The organism is Runella aurantiaca (assembly GCF_003339505.1).
GTDB lineage: Bacteria > Bacteroidota > Bacteroidia > Cytophagales > Spirosomataceae > Runella > Runella aurantiaca.
In genome coordinates this window covers 105,197-122,344 of the sequence record NZ_QPIW01000002.1, presented here as the reverse complement: position 1 = coordinate 122,344, position 17,148 = coordinate 105,197, and the positions used below count along the sequence as shown (strand labels likewise).

General features: G+C 42.5%; 16 protein-coding genes. 15 read left to right on the top strand and 1 reads right to left on the bottom strand.

Annotated features, from left to right (window positions below; translation table 11 throughout):
- Positions 1-85 precede the first annotated feature (85 nt).
- Complete coding sequence (locus DVG78_RS03675) at positions 86-1,129, top strand: T9SS type A sorting domain-containing protein (protein WP_114459722.1); 1,044 nt, start codon at positions 86-88, stop codon at positions 1,127-1,129.
- A 4-nt stretch (positions 1,130-1,133) separates the two neighbouring features.
- On the opposite strand, the gene hemH is transcribed toward DVG78_RS03675, so the two are convergent.
- Positions 1,134-2,195: a ferrochelatase gene (gene hemH, locus DVG78_RS03670; protein WP_114460025.1), complete on the bottom strand. Its 1,062-nt coding sequence runs from the start codon at positions 2,193-2,195 to the stop codon at positions 1,134-1,136.
- 344 nt (positions 2,196-2,539) lie between these two features.
- Here hemH and DVG78_RS03665 point away from each other — a divergent pair, with 344 nt between their 5' ends.
- The 14 genes from DVG78_RS03665 to DVG78_RS03600 all read left to right on the top strand — a co-directional run bounded on the left by DVG78_RS03665 (position 2,540) and on the right by DVG78_RS03600 (position 17,138).
- Positions 2,540-3,433, top strand: a complete 894-nt coding sequence (locus tag DVG78_RS03665) for an N-acetylneuraminate synthase family protein (protein WP_114459721.1) — start codon at positions 2,540-2,542, stop codon at positions 3,431-3,433.
- Positions 3,434-3,452: 19 nt separating this feature from the next.
- On the top strand, positions 3,453-4,205 hold the full coding sequence (locus tag DVG78_RS03660; RefSeq protein ID WP_114459720.1) for an acylneuraminate cytidylyltransferase family protein: 753 nt from the start codon (positions 3,453-3,455) through the stop codon (positions 4,203-4,205).
- Complete coding sequence (locus DVG78_RS03655; RefSeq protein WP_114459719.1) at positions 4,202-5,167, top strand: Gfo/Idh/MocA family protein; 966 nt, start codon at positions 4,202-4,204, stop codon at positions 5,165-5,167. The genes DVG78_RS03660 and DVG78_RS03655 overlap by 4 nt, the downstream gene beginning before the upstream one ends.
- 3 nt (positions 5,168-5,170) lie before the next feature.
- Positions 5,171-5,977 carry an SDR family oxidoreductase gene (locus tag DVG78_RS03650; protein ID WP_114459718.1) on the top strand — a complete coding sequence of 269 codons (807 nt, stop codon included), beginning with the start codon at positions 5,171-5,173 and terminating at the stop codon, positions 5,975-5,977.
- 13 nt (positions 5,978-5,990) lie between these two features.
- Positions 5,991-6,476, top strand: a complete 486-nt coding sequence (locus tag DVG78_RS03645) for a 3-deoxy-D-glycero-D-galacto-nonulopyranosonate 9-phosphatase (RefSeq protein WP_114460024.1) — start codon at positions 5,991-5,993, stop codon at positions 6,474-6,476.
- 337 nt (positions 6,477-6,813) lie between these two features.
- Positions 6,814-7,791 carry a hypothetical protein gene (locus DVG78_RS03640; RefSeq protein WP_114459717.1) on the top strand — a complete coding sequence of 326 codons (978 nt, stop codon included), beginning with the start codon at positions 6,814-6,816 and terminating at the stop codon, positions 7,789-7,791.
- Positions 7,788-9,323, top strand: a complete 1,536-nt coding sequence (gene murJ, locus DVG78_RS03635; RefSeq protein ID WP_114459716.1) for a murein biosynthesis integral membrane protein MurJ — start codon at positions 7,788-7,790, stop codon at positions 9,321-9,323. Before DVG78_RS03640 ends, murJ begins: the two co-directional genes overlap by 4 nt.
- 456 nt (positions 9,324-9,779) lie before the next feature.
- The gene (gene nuoK / locus DVG78_RS03625; RefSeq protein WP_013928043.1) at positions 9,780-10,124 is read left to right on the top strand and encodes an NADH-quinone oxidoreductase subunit NuoK; all 345 of its coding nucleotides are present in this window, start codon (positions 9,780-9,782) and stop codon (positions 10,122-10,124) included.
- Positions 10,125-10,189: 65 nt separating this feature from the next.
- Positions 10,190-12,100 (top strand): NADH-quinone oxidoreductase subunit L, encoded by a 1,911-nt coding sequence (gene nuoL, locus DVG78_RS03620; RefSeq protein ID WP_114459714.1) that lies wholly within the window; start codon positions 10,190-10,192, stop codon positions 12,098-12,100.
- Between the two features lie 63 nt (positions 12,101-12,163).
- Positions 12,164-13,363, top strand: a complete 1,200-nt coding sequence (locus tag DVG78_RS03615; RefSeq protein ID WP_147276983.1) for a hypothetical protein — start codon at positions 12,164-12,166, stop codon at positions 13,361-13,363.
- Between the two features lie 37 nt (positions 13,364-13,400).
- Positions 13,401-14,855 (top strand): complex I subunit 4 family protein, encoded by a 1,455-nt coding sequence (locus DVG78_RS03610; RefSeq protein WP_114459712.1) that lies wholly within the window; start codon positions 13,401-13,403, stop codon positions 14,853-14,855.
- A 79-nt stretch (positions 14,856-14,934) separates the two neighbouring features.
- Complete coding sequence (locus tag DVG78_RS03605; RefSeq protein WP_114459711.1) at positions 14,935-16,329, top strand: NADH-quinone oxidoreductase subunit N; 1,395 nt, start codon at positions 14,935-14,937, stop codon at positions 16,327-16,329.
- 189 nt (positions 16,330-16,518) lie between these two features.
- On the top strand, positions 16,519-16,695 hold the full coding sequence (locus DVG78_RS29995; protein ID WP_158549959.1) for a hypothetical protein: 177 nt from the start codon (positions 16,519-16,521) through the stop codon (positions 16,693-16,695).
- A 71-nt stretch (positions 16,696-16,766) separates the two neighbouring features.
- Positions 16,767-17,138, top strand: coding sequence for a helix-turn-helix domain-containing protein (locus DVG78_RS03600; protein ID WP_114459710.1), 372 nt, complete (start codon positions 16,767-16,769; stop codon positions 17,136-17,138).
- The last annotated feature ends 10 nt before the right edge of the window (positions 17,139-17,148 follow it).

Below are 17,148 nucleotides of genomic sequence, written 5' to 3'. Positions count from 1 at the left end.
GTCGTTTACGCAATAATACTACTCGACTGCACCATGAAAAAACTCTTTACTTTCGCTTGTATATTCAGCCTGCTTCACTCAGCGTATGCTTCGCACCTACTTGGGGGGGGAAATTGCGATTAAACGCCTCCAAAATCAAGGACTCAAGTATCGAATAACGGTAAATTTGTACATGGATGAACGCGGAGGTCGTCTCTCTGCTGATGCGCGAAATCAAATAACGATTTGTGTAGGAGAGGAAAATCAAACCATCGCAGCAACCGGAACCTCCAGAATTAGCGTGTCTGCTGACGTATCATTTAACGTTTATCAAACAGAATTTACCTACGCCACTCCCAACACTTACACGGTTTCGGTAGCCATCGAAAATCGGAATGGTGGCCTCACCAATTTCAGTTCCGTTAATACCCCTTTTTATATCCAAACTACGTTTGCAACTAATATTATAAATACCACTCCAGTGCTGAATTCCGTAGTGGGAACCCAAGCGGCTTATTCAAAACAAGTCTTTAGAGACAATGTAAATGCCATTGATGCAGAGGGAGATAGCTTAGTTTATCGTTTAGAAGTTAGCAAACAAAGCCAGCCAGGCACTTGTACTGTTAAAGATATTGCTGATTATCGGTATCCAAATGAAGTAACCCGCGAAGGTGTCTTTCAAATCAATTCACAAACGGGTGAGCTTACATGGAATTCACCAGTCCAAGTAGGCAGCTACGCGTATGCCGTTATTGTGGAAGAATGGCGTGATGGCGTACGAATCAGTGAAACCCAACGAGAAGTGACATTACAGGTAATAGACCAAGGAGGTGACCCAGTTATCATTCCGCCTTTTGAATATCCAGGTAATGGAGTAATTACAAGTACAGAACCTGAGCCTAAAGATTTTTTGGAAATTTTTCCTTCTCCGGCACAAAACAGAGTAAAAGTTTCTTATTCCGCAACTAAGCCGGTTAAAGTCTTATTTCAACTTATTGATGTAAAAGGAAAAATCGTGGACGAATATCAGGAACCCGAACAGTCTCTGACACACATCCACGATTTTAATGTAAGGAATCTGCCACAAGGAACTTATCTTATCAGAACGATGGCCGACAAAATAGTTACTGGCAAATTTATAAAAGAATAATTCCTCAGGCGTTTTTTACCAAATCCACCAGCGTTTCTATCCAAATCGGGCTGTCGTTGAGGCTTTCGACGAGTTGCCAATGTTTTCCACCCGATTCTTCAAACAACTCTTTGTATTCTTCGCCTACTTCAATGGTAGTTTCGAGGCAATCGGCCACAAATGCCGGCGAAAATGCCAACACGCTTTTGATTCCTTTACCGGGCAATTCTTTGATTACATCATCCGTATAGGGCTGTACCCAAGGCGTTTTGCCCAAACGCGACTGAAAACTGGTCATGTATTTTCCTTCGGGAATGTTGAGTGCTTTGACCAATAAACGCGTTGTTTCAAAGCATTGCGCTCGGTAACAATGCTGATTCATGGCTGTAAGTGAGCCGCAGCATTCTCCAAATCGGCACACACTGCCAGTCACATCTCCTTTGGTAATCTGACGTTCGGGCAAGCCGTGGTAGCTAAACAGGAAATAATCAAATTCATGCTCGGCCATGTATTTTTGGGCATTCTGCACAAATCCCTGAATAAATTTGGGATGATTAACGAATTGATTGACAAAGCGAAGCTCTGGCATCACTTGCCATTTTGCCAATACGCGCATCACTTCTTCATATACAGAGCCAGTGGAAGCCGAAGCATATTGGGGGAAGAATGGAATGACAATAATATCGGTCAAGCCCATTTTCTGAAATTCCAACAAGCCAACTTCAATGGCAGGATTCTGATAGCGCATCGCCAACTTTACCACGTAGGCATCGCCCAGCTCGTCCTGCAACAATTTTTCTACCCGTTCTCCGTAGATTTTCAAAGGAGAGCCTTCGGGCAACCATAGTTCTTTATAAACCTTCGCCGATTTGGGGGCTCTAAAAGGGGCAATAATCAAATTGACCAGCATAAAACGCTGAAGATAAGGAATATCAATCACCCGACCATCCATCAAAAACTCACGAAGGTACTTACGTACATCCGGGGTGGAAGGGCTGTCGGGAGTTCCTAAATTAACAATCAATACGCCCGTTTTTCCGAGCTTTTTTTGCGTAGTCGGAATCGATTCAGAAACAGATGAGGTCATTTTTTTGATAGATACAAAAGAAATAAGCTGATTAAATTTGCCGTTTTGAGAATAAGAACTCAATTTATTCTACTTACGCAACGGCGAAGCCATTAGTTTTACAATACTTTCTAATACACAATTTTAAAACTCAAATCAGGATAAAAAGTTTCTCCTCTCCTTCGCTTTCTTCTATACAAAGCGACACCCTTCTCTGGTTATCCTGATTTTTTGTTGCAAAGGTAAGCGTGAGCGCGGAATTAATGACATAGAAAAACAGCAAAAGACCAAAACTACAAACCAACCATTACCTTTGTAAAGAATTTAAGTCCAACAGAAGAACTTAACAAGTAACGACATAATCCATGGGATTCAGTTTTGACTATCGTAAACCGCTCGTTATTTCCGAAATCGGTTGTAACCACATGGGCGACTTTGGGATTGCGAAGGAGTTAATCAAATTATCGAAAGAGTGCGGGGCCGATTATGCTAAATTTCAGAAACGCAACGCTCGCGAACTTTTAACGGAAGAGCAATACAATTCGCCGCACCCTATTCCTTACAACTCTTACGGAAACACCTACGGTGCCCACCGCGAATTTTTGGAACTGACTTGGGAACAACACGCCGACCTCAAAACCTACGCCGAGTCGATTGGTATCGGCTACGCTACCTCGGTCTGGGATATGACTTCGGCCCACGAAATCATTGGCCTCAAACCCGATTTTATCAAGGTTCCGTCGGCTTGTAACAACAATTATGAAATGTTGACATTGCTGCGTGACGGCTACGCGGGCGACATTCACATTTCATCTGGGATGACCACTCTTCTTGAAATTGAAGAAATCGTTGCTTTCTTTGAAGAAACCAATCAGGCCCAAACCCGGCTTGTGCTCTACAACTGCACCTCTGGCTACCCCGTCCCTTTCAAAGACATTTGTTTACTGGAAATCAATCGTCTGTACGATGTTTACGGCAATCGCGTAAAGGAAATAGGCTTCTCAGGACACCACCTCGGCATTGCGGCTGATATTGCCGCTTATACGTTGGGAGCTCGTTGGATTGAGCGCCATTTTACCAAAGATCGTACATGGAAAGGCACCGACCACGCAGCCTCACTGGAAGTGCCCGGCTTACAAAAATTAGTCCGTGATTTGCACCACATTCAGCAGGCGCTTACGTATAAAAGCACCGAAATTCTGGATATTGAGGCCGAGCAGCGCAACAAACTTAAATACCGGAAAACGCCAACCGTTTAATCACTCAACTTTTTATATTTTGTCACGACCCAACGTACTGGCCATTATTCAGGCGCGGGGAGGTAGTAAAGGACTTCCCCACAAAAACCTGCTTCCGCTGGCGGGGCATCCGCTCGTGGCGTACAGTGTGAAGGCAGCGCTCGATACGCCCTCCATTACCAGAACCATCATTTCTACGGATTCGAAAGAAATCGCCGCCGTAGCCGCCCGTTACGGGGCCGAAGTCCCGTTTCTGCGGCCAGTTGAATTTGCCCAAGATTTAAGTACCGATATCGACGTCTTTACCCACGCCCTACAATGGTTGTTGGATAACGAAAACTACACCCCCGATTTGGTGGTTCAGTTGCGTCCCACGTCGCCTATTCGTACGGTACAGCACATGGAGGAGGCCATTCAGCGCCTCCTTGATACGCCCAAAGCCGACAGCCTGCGCATGATTACGAGTGCGCCCATTACCCCTTATAAAATGTGGCTGTATGACGAAGATACGGCTTCCATGCGTCCGCTACTGCAACATCCGACGTTGCCGGAACCTTACAACGAACCACGGCAAAAATTACCACCCGTGCATTGGCAAATCGGTACGCTGGATGTGATTCGTCCGTCCGTTATTTTAGAGAAAAAATCCATGTCGGGCTACCCAATTTTACCATACGTTTTGCCTTTTGACTACGCCATCGACATTGATGACATGAACAGTTTCCTCAAAGCAGAGGAAGTAATGCAGCGATTGGATTGTATTAAATTTCAACCTAGTTTAATAAACGATTGAGCCTTTCTACCCAACTTCCTCTCTTGGTCATTGGTGCTGGCTCCATCGGCGAGCGGCACATTGAAATCTTGCAATCACTTGGTTATCAAAACATTAATGTATACCGACAACGGATGTTGCCGTTACGAAACATACCAACCGACAGCGTTTATTGCTTCACCGAGTTCAATGAGATTGAGGTCATTAAACCTTACGCAGCCATCATTTGTACGCCCACAGCGCAACATCTTGCGCAAGCCCTTGAATGTGTAAAACGCAGGATTCATGTGTTGGTCGAAAAACCGCTGGCAAACCATCCCGAAGGAATCCAAGAATTGAAGAAAGAGGCGGCCCAAACCAACAGCTTGGTTCAAGTGGCGTACATGCTGCGTTATCATCCTTTAATGCGGCAACTGAAATCCATTATTGACGACAAACGTTTTGGTAATCTATTGTCATTCAGCACATACTGGGGCGAATATTTGCCTAATTGGCACCCGTGGGAAGACTATCGCGGTTCATACGCGGCCAAACGCGAATTGGGCGGCGGCGTAGCCCTCACGCTCAGCCATGACCTCGACATTGTCAGTTGGTTGGTGGGTGAGTTACCGCTTCGTTGGCAGCGGTCCTATAATTATCGCTCCAACTTAGAAGTAAACGTAGAATCTGGGGCATCATTTTTGCTGGAATACCCCAGCGGAATCACAGGCGCTGTGCAACTGAATTATTACCAAAAAGTGCCCAAAAGAACCTATGAACTGGTATTTGATGATGCCTTTGTGACGTTCGATTATTTCCAGAATAAAATTATCATTCAAACACCCTACGGTATCGAAACTATTGAAGAGCCTGATTTTGAGCGCAATGAAATGTTTCGACAACAAACAATTGATTTTTTAAAGAATACAACCCTGTCTTCTACCACCTCGCTCACCGAACAGTACCTGCGGGAGTCAGACGCAATTCTAAATATGTGTAATTAAACGATGCAAAAGTTAAAGGGGAAAACCATTTTATTCACGGGTGCTTTCGGGCTGATTGGTAAAGAAATCTGCACACACTACATGAACGAAGGGGCGCGGGTAGCATGGACCGACGTTCGGATTGACTACGACACCGTGGCGTGGCTGCATACTCATTTTGACGAGGCTGATTTTATCGTGGTCGAAATGGACATTACCAACGAGCAACAAGTAGCCGACGGAATCGCCAAAATCGTGGCCCATTTCGGAACCATTGACGTCTTGGTCAACAACGCCGCGATTGACGCCAAGTTTGACAAAACGGGTATGTCACAAGTCAATCAAAGTCGATTTGAAAATTATCCGCTTGACCTATTGCGGCGGTCGGTAGAAGTAAACTTAACGGGCACTATCATCGTGACCCAAGCGGCCTGCCGCCAGATGTTGACCCAAGGCTATGGCAACATCATCAACGTGGCTTCCACTTACTCAGTGGTGGCTCCCAATCAGGATTTATACGATTTTGGGCAGGGTACACAAAACTACAAACCCATTGATTACATCGCTTCCAAATCGTTTATTCCTAATTTTACGCGTTACATTGCCACTTTTTACGCAAAAAACAACATTCGGTGCAATGCCGTGGTCCCTCACGGGATTTTCAATAACCACGACGAAGCTTTCTTAACCAATTTCGCCAAACTATCGCCGCTGCAACGCATGGCAAATCGTGAAGAATTGCGCGGGCCTTTTACGCTGCTGGCATCAGACGAATCTACGTACATGACGGGCTCAGTTTTAATGGTAGATGGAGGATGGACCGCCTGGTAATCAACATTATAAAATGAATAACATTAAATTATTTTTGACCGACGTAGATGGTGTATTGACAGACGGAAGTATGTACTACACCGAAAGCGGTGATGAATTTAAACGTTTCCATACTTATGATGGAATGGCGTTTGAATTGCTTCGGAAAGCGGGCATAAAAACGGGTATTATCACTTCCGAAAATACCCAAATCGTGGCGCGTCGGGCGGCCAAGATAAAGGCCGATTATCTGTATCAAGGCAAGCGCGACGGCGGAAAACTAGCCGCAGCCGAGGAAATTTGCGCCGAAATGGGCATTACACTGACCCAAGTTGCCTACATTGGCGACGATATTAATTGTCTGGAATTATTGCAAGCCGTAGGTTTGCCAGCCTGCCCCGCCAATGCAAGGGCAGCCGTCAAAAAAATTCCCAACATTTTGTTGCTCCAAACCCGTGGCGGCGACGGAGCCGTGCGCGAATTCGTGGAAATTATTCTGGAACAACGACCATCTTTTTAATCATAAAACTTACGTACCTCTAACTCTCGAAACCTATACCATTATAAAAATCTATCCCCTACTCGCTCCCTATTAATACGAACACCATACATCATCGGGTTGATCACACAACTTTCATTCCCTCGTCGCATTGGGAAGAACTATATGCTGTACTAAGTCATGAGCTATATCGTTATATATCACCCAGGTCATAGATTCATAATAATTGTAAAGTGATACTGCACTAGCGTTGTTATTTTCAGAAAAATAGAGGAGCATAAATCTTAATAATACCACAGAGGCCAGTTGTTTCTGGCAACTTATAACCACACAATCCTATCGGTGTTAAATTTATAATATGCAGATAATTGATACATTTCTCTTCAGCGAACCCCATGAAAAGGAAGTATTGTTGATAAAATTAATTCTGGGCGGGGACTATATTTCGGAATGGATTATTGTGGAAAACGATTATACATTTCAAGGTGAGTATAAAGGTCTTTTTGCCCGGCATGTGATTGATTCAGACCAAAGATTTGCCCCTTACCGTGACCGCATCCATATCATATCGGCACAAAATAAGCACCCTCCAATTGATTATACTTTGGCGGATGTTGACACACAGGGCATGAATTCTGAACGTCGACAACGCTCTTTGGCCCGTGAATACATCATTCATAAATACCAAGATGATACATGGGTATTACTATCAGATGCCGACGAAGCTCTAGATCTAACCTCAGACCCCAATCATCTTTTTTTTTTATTGGAGAAGCTTTCTGCCTCCAAAGACGGCTTGGTTTGCGTACCCCGTCGGCGATTTTGGTATGACTTCGACAACCTTTGGTTAGCCCTTCGGGCTACACCGATGACAACTGTAAAAAGAATTCGACAAGCGGAGGGTGAAATGGGCATGGGCTTCCTGCGCTCAGACAACATTGGGGCGCATGGGGAGTGGAAATATCCCCTCCTCTTTGAATACTCTTATTGCTACCCCAAAGAAGCAATCCTGCGTAAGTATCGAACTTTTCCGCACGGCGGTATGACCAATGAGGAAATTCTTCAAAGTATGCGATGTAATCACATTCCTATTTCATCATTAAGAGGAAAAAAGCTGGACTTACACCAAGATTTATGGATGGAAAAAGTAGCTTTGACACCACAAAACTCTCCGAAGTATGTTAGGGAGCATTTACAGTCGCTCCAGACCCACGTTGTTGATTCAAATTACCAACAAAATCGATTAGCTGACTACCCTTTCTTATATACATGGAAGCATCGTACTGAGTTTGCGGTAAAACAGGCAATAAAAAAATTATTCAAAGCCATCCGATGAGTCTTGATTACCGAAATATAGGGGTACTATTCAGTCTCAATACCTTTAATATCATCCTCAACGTAACCTATTCTACATTGACGGTTTATTACTTTGGAACCTCGGCAGCAGTTGAAGCATTCTTTGCAGCAACTGTACTTGGCACCACCGTTGCACGATTTGTGCAAACGGGTCAACTCATGGAGATTATTATACCCCGTTACCATAAAATAAAACAAGAGTCTGGCTCTAAAGCAGCCATGTCAATTGTGGCAATGCTGACCAATTTTTTGACTTTTACGGCCTTGATGTTGGTATTATTGCTTTTTGCAGGTGGAGAATTCATACTTCAACTGATGGTACCCGGATTTGAAGACTTAGCCAAGGCCGAGGTTTTAAAAATATTTTACTGGACGGGGTTATTGATGCCCATTCAGATTGCGACCAACTTATTTCAAGGGATGCTCAATGCCGAAAATATTTACGGCAAAGTAGAATTGACCAATACTCTCTCGCTGCTCATCTCCATTGGACTGTTGAGTGTGTGGGGCGGCCAGATTGACGCTTTAGTATTAGGACTTATTCTCAGCATATTGGCTCAATTTCTGACTACTGTTTATTACCTTAAGCAAATTGGATATAAACATTCTTTCACGTTACGAAATCATTTTTTTTCGCTTCGCGAGTTGTTTCATTCCATTAGTGCCACCTCTTTTTATATGGTGGGTGTACAGCTATATATTTTTATTTTTAACGCTTCTCTCTCGCTGCTTCCTCCTGGGACTTATGCCATTTACCGGTATGCTGAAGTCATTTATGGTAAAGTAGCCAACGTATTTATGAGCCCTATCAGTACGGTGTTTTTTAACCAAATCAATAACCTTATTAATAACAATAATGCCAAGTCGGTCAAAAAGTTTGTAGCCCAGAACCTTAATTTTTCCTATTTCATGAGTCTTTTTATTCTGTTACCTTTCTGGGCAGGCGGCAAATTTTTGATATGGACATTGTGGGGTGGAGAAAAATTTACCGTCAATAACGTAACCAGCGTCTATGAGTTATTATGCATCTTTTTTCTTACCATGATTTGTACCAGTCCTTATATGATTTTTCGAAAATTAGCCATTACTGTAACCCACCCTGAATGGCAATATTATTATTGGGGGATAATGCACGTAATTTCGGCATCTTTGAGTTATCTTCTCATCAGAAATCTGGGTTTCAAAGGCGTCATGTTTCAAGTGTTTTTACATAGTTTGTTAATGGCATTGGTTCCTTTTTTGACTGTTTTAAGTAAAAAAAGAACTTATTTGGGAATATATGAAGCAATGGAAGTGGCTAAGATTACGTTGGCATTTGCTATAGGGGCGGTGGCGGGGTGGAAGTTCAATACCCTTTGGGGTGATGCCGTTTCTTACAGCAAAATAACTGGATTTTTGATAGGGACTTCTGCGGCTTTAATTTCTAGTGGTATTTTTATCTCCTGCTGTTTATTACTCAAAGTTCATGACATTCATCTAATTCAATCCAAAATTTTGAAACGTATCAAATAGAATCAAAATAGTTTATAGTAAGAAATAAAATAGATTTCAAACTCATAATGAGCTAATTACTCCCTCCTATATTTAATTTATCTTACTACCAGATTTATTAATGACGGGTTTAAATATAGTGCCTACGCCAGTAATATTTTTCACACTTTTTGTCTCCCAAAATTGCAAACGCGTCAGAAATCCCTCCGCTAGATTAGCGGTTTGCTGGCTGGTTTGGAAGTAATTTCCCAAAAATAACAAAATGATGGATTGCGACACTTTCGCGCAAAAACCCTTAATCTTCTTGGTTCTTGCAAATTCCTACCGTACTATTGCAGTGAGAGATAATCAAAATGCTGAATTAACGGTCATAGTTTTTTGAGGCCTGAATTTGGGCAAGTACGATTATTCAGTAAATTTGCCACGTTTTTGGAAAATCCTCGTTGACCATAAGACTTCTTTCGACCTAACTGCACTATGTTCCCATTAGCTACCCCGTCAATTCCCGACGTTGTTCAATCTATCCCTTTACAAAACTACGTTCTGTTAGCAACGACTTTGTTTATCATCGGTATTGTGGGTGTATTAACTCGTCGTAATGCGCTGATTATCTTTATGAGTATCGAATTGATGCTCAATGCCGTCAACTTGTTGCTTATCGCTTTTTCAACCTACAAATCCGACCCTGTAGGTCAGGTTTTTGTCTTTTTTATTATGGCGGTAGCCGCGGCCGAAGTAGCCGTAGGGTTGGCGATTATCGTAATGATTTATCGTAATACGCGTACTATTGATATTGGATTCCTGAACAAGTTGAAGTGGTAATTTTCTGATTTGGAGATACGACATCGGCTATTTTCAAATTTTTAAATTCTCAAATTGAGCAATTTATGAACTCATCCTTACTTTTTTTAATACCCCTTTTGCCGCTCATTGGCTTTATCATCAATGGGATTGGATTTCGTCATGTCCCTAAAAGCCTTGCGGGCGTTATCGGTTCGGCAGCATCGCTCGGTGCTTTTGCCATATCCATTTTAGCGTGGAACGCCTTTGAGGGTCAACCACAGGTGGTGAAACTATTTGATTGGATTTCCATTGGCCAGCTCACCATTCCTTTTGCCTTCCAAATAGACCAGCTATCGCTCCTGATGCTCATGGTCGTTACGGGCGTAGGTTCATTGATTCACATTTATTCAATGGGCTATATGCATCACGACGAAGGGTTCGGGAAGTTTTTTGCCTTCCTCAACTTGTTTTTGTTCTTCATGCTATTGCTCGTGATGGGTTCCAACTACGTCATCATGTTTATTGGTTGGGAAGGAGTAGGACTTTGTTCTTATTTATTGATTGGTTTCTGGAACAAAGTAACCAACTACAACAACGCCGCCCGCAAAGCCTTTATCATGAACCGTATCGGTGACTTAGGCTTTTTGTTGGGTATTTTCATGATTATCCAAACCTTTGGTTCAGTAGAATACCTTGAGGTTTTTGCCAAAGCGGCCAACGGTAGTTTTAGCATCAACGACACCGTTATTGTCACCATTACGGCTTTGCTCTTTGTGGGTGCGATGGGAAAATCAGCCCAAATACCTCTTTATACATGGTTGCCTGATGCAATGGCTGGTCCGACGCCCGTATCAGCCCTGATTCACGCCGCTACGATGGTGACGGCGGGGATTTACATGGTGATTCGTTCCAACGTGTTGTACTCGCTTGCGCCAGCTACATTGGGCGTAGTAGGCGGCATTGGATTGTTGACTGCGGTAGTGGCGGCCTCCATCGGTTTGTACCAAAACGACATTAAGAAAGTACTGGCTTACTCAACCGTAAGTCAATTAGGATACATGTTTCTTGCGTTGGGCGTAGGCGCTTATACCTCGGCAATGTTCCACGTTATGACGCACGCATTTTTCAAAGCGCTTTTGTTTTTGGGGGCAGGAAGCGTGATTCATGCCATGTCTGACGAGCAAGATATTCGCAACATGGGTGGTTTGCGTAAGCACCTTCCCGTGACGTTCTGGACATTTTTCGTTGCTACCTTGGCTATTTCGGGAATCTTCCCGCTTTCCGGTTTTTTCTCAAAAGACGAAATTTTAGCACACGTATTTGAGCACAATCAAATCATGTGGGGAATTGGTTTGTTTACCTCAATGATGACTGCTTTTTACATGTTTCGTTTATTGTTTGTGACGTTCTTCGGTGAGTTCCGTGGTACGCACGACCAGAAGCATCACCTGCATGAGTCACCCGCAACGATGACCATTCCGCTGATTATTTTGGCGGTATTGTCAGCCGCAGGTGGTTTGCTAAACATTCCTCACGTATTGGGCGGTGGAGAATCACTGGCTCATTTTATGGCTCCGTTGTTTGAATTGTCAAAACAAGTCAACCCTGATTTGTTTGAAGGTCATTTGGAGCATTCTACCGAGTATATCCTGATGGGCGTATCAGTAGGGGCAGCGGTTTTGTCTATTTTGTTTGCTTATAATCTTTTTATGGGCAAAAAAGTAGTTCCTGCCGCCGACAAAGACGTAACGGGCTTTCCCAAGGTTTTACAAAACAAGTATTATGTAGATGAATTCTACGAAGCTGTGTTTGTCAATCCCATGCGTAAGTTATCCGACTTGCTGTATAGCTTCGGTGAATTCCTGATTGATTTAGTAGTAAATGGCACGGGCCGTTTGGTACAGTTCCTATCGGGGCGTCTGCGTTTGTTACAAACGGGAGAAACAGGTTTCTATGTTTTTGCAATGGTCCTTGGTATTTTAGTGATTTTGGCTTGGAATCTTTTGTTGAAGTAAGATTTTCTTCTTCTAAAATCTAAAAAGAGCAATATTCATTAAACAGTTAAAAATACAATTGTAATGATTCAAACCTATTTATCATCTCTGATAGCACGAAGCGACAGCATGGTTTCTTCGTACCTATTGGTTGGTAAATTTTGGAAAGTCAGAGTTACGGCTGTTTGCTGTTTTTTGGTTTTGATGTTCTCGTTTCCTCATTACTATTACTTTTCAAACCTTAAAAACCACGATTACGCTTGGGATTTTATTCACCAGAAAGCAAAAGACCCATTTGGTGAAAATAAAGAACGATTGGGGACGAATGAACACAATAAACAATACAGGTTGACCCCAGTATTGATTGCGGGCATCTTAGACACTACGCACAAAATACGGGTAGTTGGTTTGCTGACCGTGATTGAACATCTATTTGGCATCGCCTTCTTTTATCTCGTACTTAGGCTGGTGTACGAAATTACGGCAGACAAACTAATTTCGAGTTATTTCTGTCTTGGCTTTAGTTTTATCTTTTTAGGGAAGGATTTCTTTTGGGATGTTTCTACTTGGCTGATTCCGTTCGCCTATTTTTTCACACTACTGACCGTTGTTACCAGAAACCTCCCTGTGTTGTTTTTGAGTTTGTTGTTAGGATTCTGGTCTGACGAGCGCATGCTCGTATTTTCACCAATCATGCTGTTATGGTGGAAGTTGTACATTCCTGAAAAATTCAAAGCATTCTCGTTGGTTTACATCGTCAATCTCTTCCTATATTTTGGGGTTAGATATTATTTGTTTACCTATTTTATCAAAGGATCAGAATCGTACAAATTACACCCTCGAAGCACAGGAGCTGATTATTTCTGGTGCCTTTACGAACAGTTTAATCATATACCGTTAGGAATGCTGCTACCCTTTGAAGGATATTGGCTGTTACTCATCTTTTTTGTAGTATATGCCTATCAAAGCCGCCGAACTGTAAAATTCAAGTGGTTTTTACTGGCATTTATCACTTTTTTAGGAGCACTAGTAGTATCCTTCAGTATTCTTGATACCACCAAAAGTTTAACCTTAATATTCCCGCTCCTGTTTATTGCCTTAAAAATGCTTCACGAAACCGAAAGCCCTGTTTTTGTGAAGAAAGTTGTAATAACGGCGGTTTGTATATCCTTTTTTTTTCCAACCTATTATTTTAAGGGTGACTACGTCTGGATGCGTCCTGTTTATCATACGCCCGTTAAAGAGTCAATCGGTTGGCTATTGAATACTTTTGTACACATTTAAACGAACGAATAAAATAGTTTAACGATATAAGTGAATTATGCTTACACTTTCCCTCATACTCATCCCGTTGATTGCGGGTATAGTTTCCTTAAGTACAAAAAACAACAGCGCTAAACAACTTGCTCTGGCAGGGTCCATCGTTGAATTGGGATTGGCAATTTTTATTTTTACGCAATTCCAAGCGAACGCCAACGCGCAATTTAGCTTCAGCTATCCTTGGATTAAGTCCGCAGGAATTTTATTTGCGGGCGCCATAGATGGTATCAGTTTGCTACTAGTGATGCTGACAGCCTTCCTGACACCCCTCATTATTCTGTCTACGTTTCGCCAGCCGTACAAAAATGCTTCGGCCTTTTATGCCCTGATTTTGTTTATGCAGTCAGCCTTGATGGGGGTATTCACCGCTACTGATGCCTTTTTGTTTTACTTATTCTTTGAGGCGGCATTAATACCTATTTACTTTTTGGCCGCCGTTTGGGGAGGCGAAAACCGCATCAAAGTTACGTTCAAGTTTTTCGTTTATACCATCTTTGGAAGTTTGTTTATGCTGGTAGCGTTGGTGTATTTATACTACCAAACCACGGGCACCCAAGGGCACACTTCTGAAATCACCGCTTTTTATAAATTGGCGTTGGATGCTCAAAAGCAAGGTTGGATATTCTGGGCGTTCTTCATTGCCTTCGCCATCAAAATGCCCGTATTCCCTTTCCATACTTGGCAGCCCGATACTTATACAGAATCTCCTACGCCGGCTACCATGTTATTAGCAGGAATTATGCTCAAAATGGGGGTTTATGGCGTTATTCGTTTCATTTTGCCAATCGTCCCGCTGGGTTTACAAACCTGGGGCACTACGGCTATTGTTTTATCGGTCATTGGAATTGTATATGGTTCTATCATCGCCATCCAACAGCGTGACATGAAACGCCTTATTGCCTATTCTTCTTTTGCACACGTAGGTCTGATGTCAGCAGGGGTATTCTCGCAAACACTGAGCGGGATTCAGGGAGCTTTAATTCAAATGCTTGCCCACGGCATCAACGTAGTGGGTTTGTTTTTTATCGTGGAAATCATCTTTTCAAGGACCAAAACACGAAATATTGAGCAGCTTGGCGGTATTACCCAACGTACCCCCAACCTCAGTGTTTATTTTATGATTTTGATGCTTGGCAGCGTTGCCCTTCCCTTAACAAATGGGTTTGTCGGTGAGTTTTTGTTATTGAAAGGCGTATATGAATCAAATATTTGGTTGGGAGCCATTGCAGGAACAACCATCATTTTAGGGGCGGTGTATATGCTTCGCCTCTTTCAAAAATCAATGTTTGGTAATAAAACATCCTTTACCGAGCACTTCGCTGACTTATCTTTCAGTGAGCGCGCGGTGTTGGTTCCGTTGATTATAATGGTTTTTTGGATGGGCTTATATCCCAATTCGTTTCTGAAATTGACCGAGCCTGCCGTCAGTAACCTTTTACAAATGATTCATTACTAAATTAAAACGGGCGGCTCGATTTGCTCATTCGGTCATCTGAGATTACCACATTACATTCTAAAATTGAAACATTACTAAAATGCTTCCAATCGTACTTCTTTCTATACTGGGCCTTGTGGTTTTGTTTTTGGGTTTCCAAAAATCAAAAAACCTTTTGCTTCCCGCTACCCTTTTAGTACTGGCAATTGTATTAGTGGCCAATTTTCTCCACTGGAACGATATGCCATCGCTGTATTTTAAAAATATGCTGTTCGAAAACAAATTTACCATGGCGTTTTCGGGCATTGTTATATTCTCTGCTTTTTTGATTGTGGCGCTTACTCGGGGCTTTGTGGATGATGAGTCGGCTCAGCCAGCTGAGTACTACACACTCATGTTATTTTCATTAGTAGGTGCCGTGATGATGATTGGCTTCGAAAACCTAATCATGCTTTTTGTGGGGATAGAAATCCTATCGGTTTCGATGTTTATCTTAACCGGAAGTGATAAAAAGAATCTTCGTTCCAACGAGGCTGCGCTAAAGTATTTTTTAATGGGGGCATTTGCTACGGGAATTATGCTCTTTGGCATGGCCTTATTGTACGGCGCAACGGGTTCGTTCAACCTTACCGCTATCAAAGGCTATGTAATGGCCAACAATGCCCCCTCAGCCATGCTTTATGTCGGGTTGTTGATGCTGTTGATTGGAATGTTATTTAAAGTATCTGCCGCACCATTTCACTTCTGGACCCCTGACGTATATGATGGCGCTCCTACGATTTTCACGACGTATATGTCAACAATCGTCAAAACGGCAGGTTTTGCGGCCATTTATCGTTTATTATCGGGCTCTTTTTCGGGAATTTACAGTTTTTGGTGGATGACCCTCGCAGTCATTACCGTCTTGACCCTCTTGGCAGGAAATATTACGGCGGTCTATCAAACCAGTTTCAAACGGATGATGGCCTACTCAAGTATCTCGCACGCGGGTTATTTGCTTTTGAGCTTAACCGCCCTCACCAACCAATCTCAAAGTGCCATCGTATTTTATTCACTGGCCTATTCTATAGCCACCATCAGCGCATTTGGTGTACTGATGCTGGTAGCCAAAGAAACAGGTGTTCATTCGTACGAAAACGCTGAGCGTTTTGAGGCCTTCAACGGCTTAGGCAAAAAGAATCCTTTATTGGCTTTTGTATTGACCGTATCTATGCTGTCTCTGGCAGGAATACCGCTAACGGCCGGTTTCTGGGGTAAGTTTTTTGTTTTTTCCAGCGCCGCCGACCGTGGCCTTACGTGGATGTTGGTCATTGCCATTTTGATGTCTACCGTTGGTATTTATTATTACTTCAAAGCCATCATTGCTGCCTACATGCGCGAAGGAGAGTTGAGCGCCATCAAAGTGTCGCCTTTTTATCGTTTGATATTGATTGCTACCACAATCATTACGCTGGTATTCGGTTTAATGCCTGATTTTCTGAAAGGATTGGTATAAATTTTAAGTTTTTGCCCATGACTCTCAGCGGAGAGTTGTAAAAAAAAGGGGGATTTGGCAATATATATTGTACTTTTTTGATAAAAACTTTTCTTTTTAAGTATTTTTTAATTTTTTTTTAAGAAAAGCATTGTTAATATTAAAAAAGGATTTACCTTTGTCAAGGAAACCTTAAAACATCACAAAATAATGAAAAAGGCATTTGCATTCTTGTTCGTAGCTGGTATGGTAACTCTTGCAGCTTGTGGCGGTAAAACTGAAGAAGCTGCTACTACAGATACTACAGCTGTTGCTGTTGATACTACTGTTACTGTTGACACTGCTGCTGTTGATACTGCTGCTGTTGATACTGCTGCTGCGAAATAATTCGCCCCAACGAGTACGACAAATGAAAGCCACGCGAACCTTCGCGTGGCTTTTGTGGTTTTTAGGTCAAGATGAAAACTATTGCTGAAAAAATCCGTCTCTATCGCCTTGAACACGGCCTCTCCCAAGAAAACATGGCCGATTCACTAGGCATTTCTACCACCGCTTACGGGGATATTGAACGAGGCAAAACTGATTTGACCCTTTCCAGATTTTATCAAATTGCGGAGGTGTTACACATAAGTGTTGCGGTATTAATGGGCCAAGCCACCCCACTCCAGCAGGAACTACAACAACTCGAAGTAGAAAAACTCCAAATTGAAAACGAGAAATTACGGCTTGAAAATCAATATCTACGCGAGAAAATAGCGGGAAGAATGATTATTGATTTAATCCAGAAGGATGCTCCAACTACTTCCGAACGACAAAGAATAGGATTTTAGTTAAATAAAA

Excerpts from the sequence above, each read along its gene's own strand:
- murJ (WP_114459716.1), top strand. The coding sequence starts at position 7,788 with ATGAGTCTTGATTACCGAAATATAGGGGTACTATTCAGTCTCAATACC.
- DVG78_RS03605 (WP_114459711.1), top strand. The coding sequence starts at position 14,935 with ATGCTTCCAATCGTACTTCTTTCTATACTGGGCCTTGTGGTTTTGTTT.
- hemH (WP_114460025.1), bottom strand. The coding sequence starts at position 2,195 with ATGACCTCATCTGTTTCTGAATCGATTCCGACTACGCAAAAAAAGCTC.
- DVG78_RS03645 (WP_114460024.1), top strand. The coding sequence starts at position 5,991 with ATGAATAACATTAAATTATTTTTGACCGACGTAGATGGTGTATTGACA.
- DVG78_RS03600 (WP_114459710.1), top strand. The coding sequence starts at position 16,767 with ATGAAAACTATTGCTGAAAAAATCCGTCTCTATCGCCTTGAACACGGC.
- DVG78_RS03615 (WP_147276983.1), top strand. The coding sequence starts at position 12,164 with ATGATTCAAACCTATTTATCATCTCTGATAGCACGAAGCGACAGCATG.
- DVG78_RS29995 (WP_158549959.1), top strand. The coding sequence starts at position 16,519 with ATGAAAAAGGCATTTGCATTCTTGTTCGTAGCTGGTATGGTAACTCTT.
- DVG78_RS03640 (WP_114459717.1), top strand. The coding sequence starts at position 6,814 with ATGCAGATAATTGATACATTTCTCTTCAGCGAACCCCATGAAAAGGAA.
- nuoK (WP_013928043.1), top strand. The coding sequence starts at position 9,780 with ATGTTCCCATTAGCTACCCCGTCAATTCCCGACGTTGTTCAATCTATC.
- DVG78_RS03675 (WP_114459722.1), top strand. The coding sequence starts at position 86 with ATGCTTCGCACCTACTTGGGGGGGGAAATTGCGATTAAACGCCTCCAA.
- nuoL (WP_114459714.1), top strand. The coding sequence starts at position 10,190 with ATGAACTCATCCTTACTTTTTTTAATACCCCTTTTGCCGCTCATTGGC.
- DVG78_RS03665 (WP_114459721.1), top strand. The coding sequence starts at position 2,540 with ATGGGATTCAGTTTTGACTATCGTAAACCGCTCGTTATTTCCGAAATC.
- DVG78_RS03610 (WP_114459712.1), top strand. The coding sequence starts at position 13,401 with ATGCTTACACTTTCCCTCATACTCATCCCGTTGATTGCGGGTATAGTT.
- DVG78_RS03650 (WP_114459718.1), top strand. The coding sequence starts at position 5,171 with ATGCAAAAGTTAAAGGGGAAAACCATTTTATTCACGGGTGCTTTCGGG.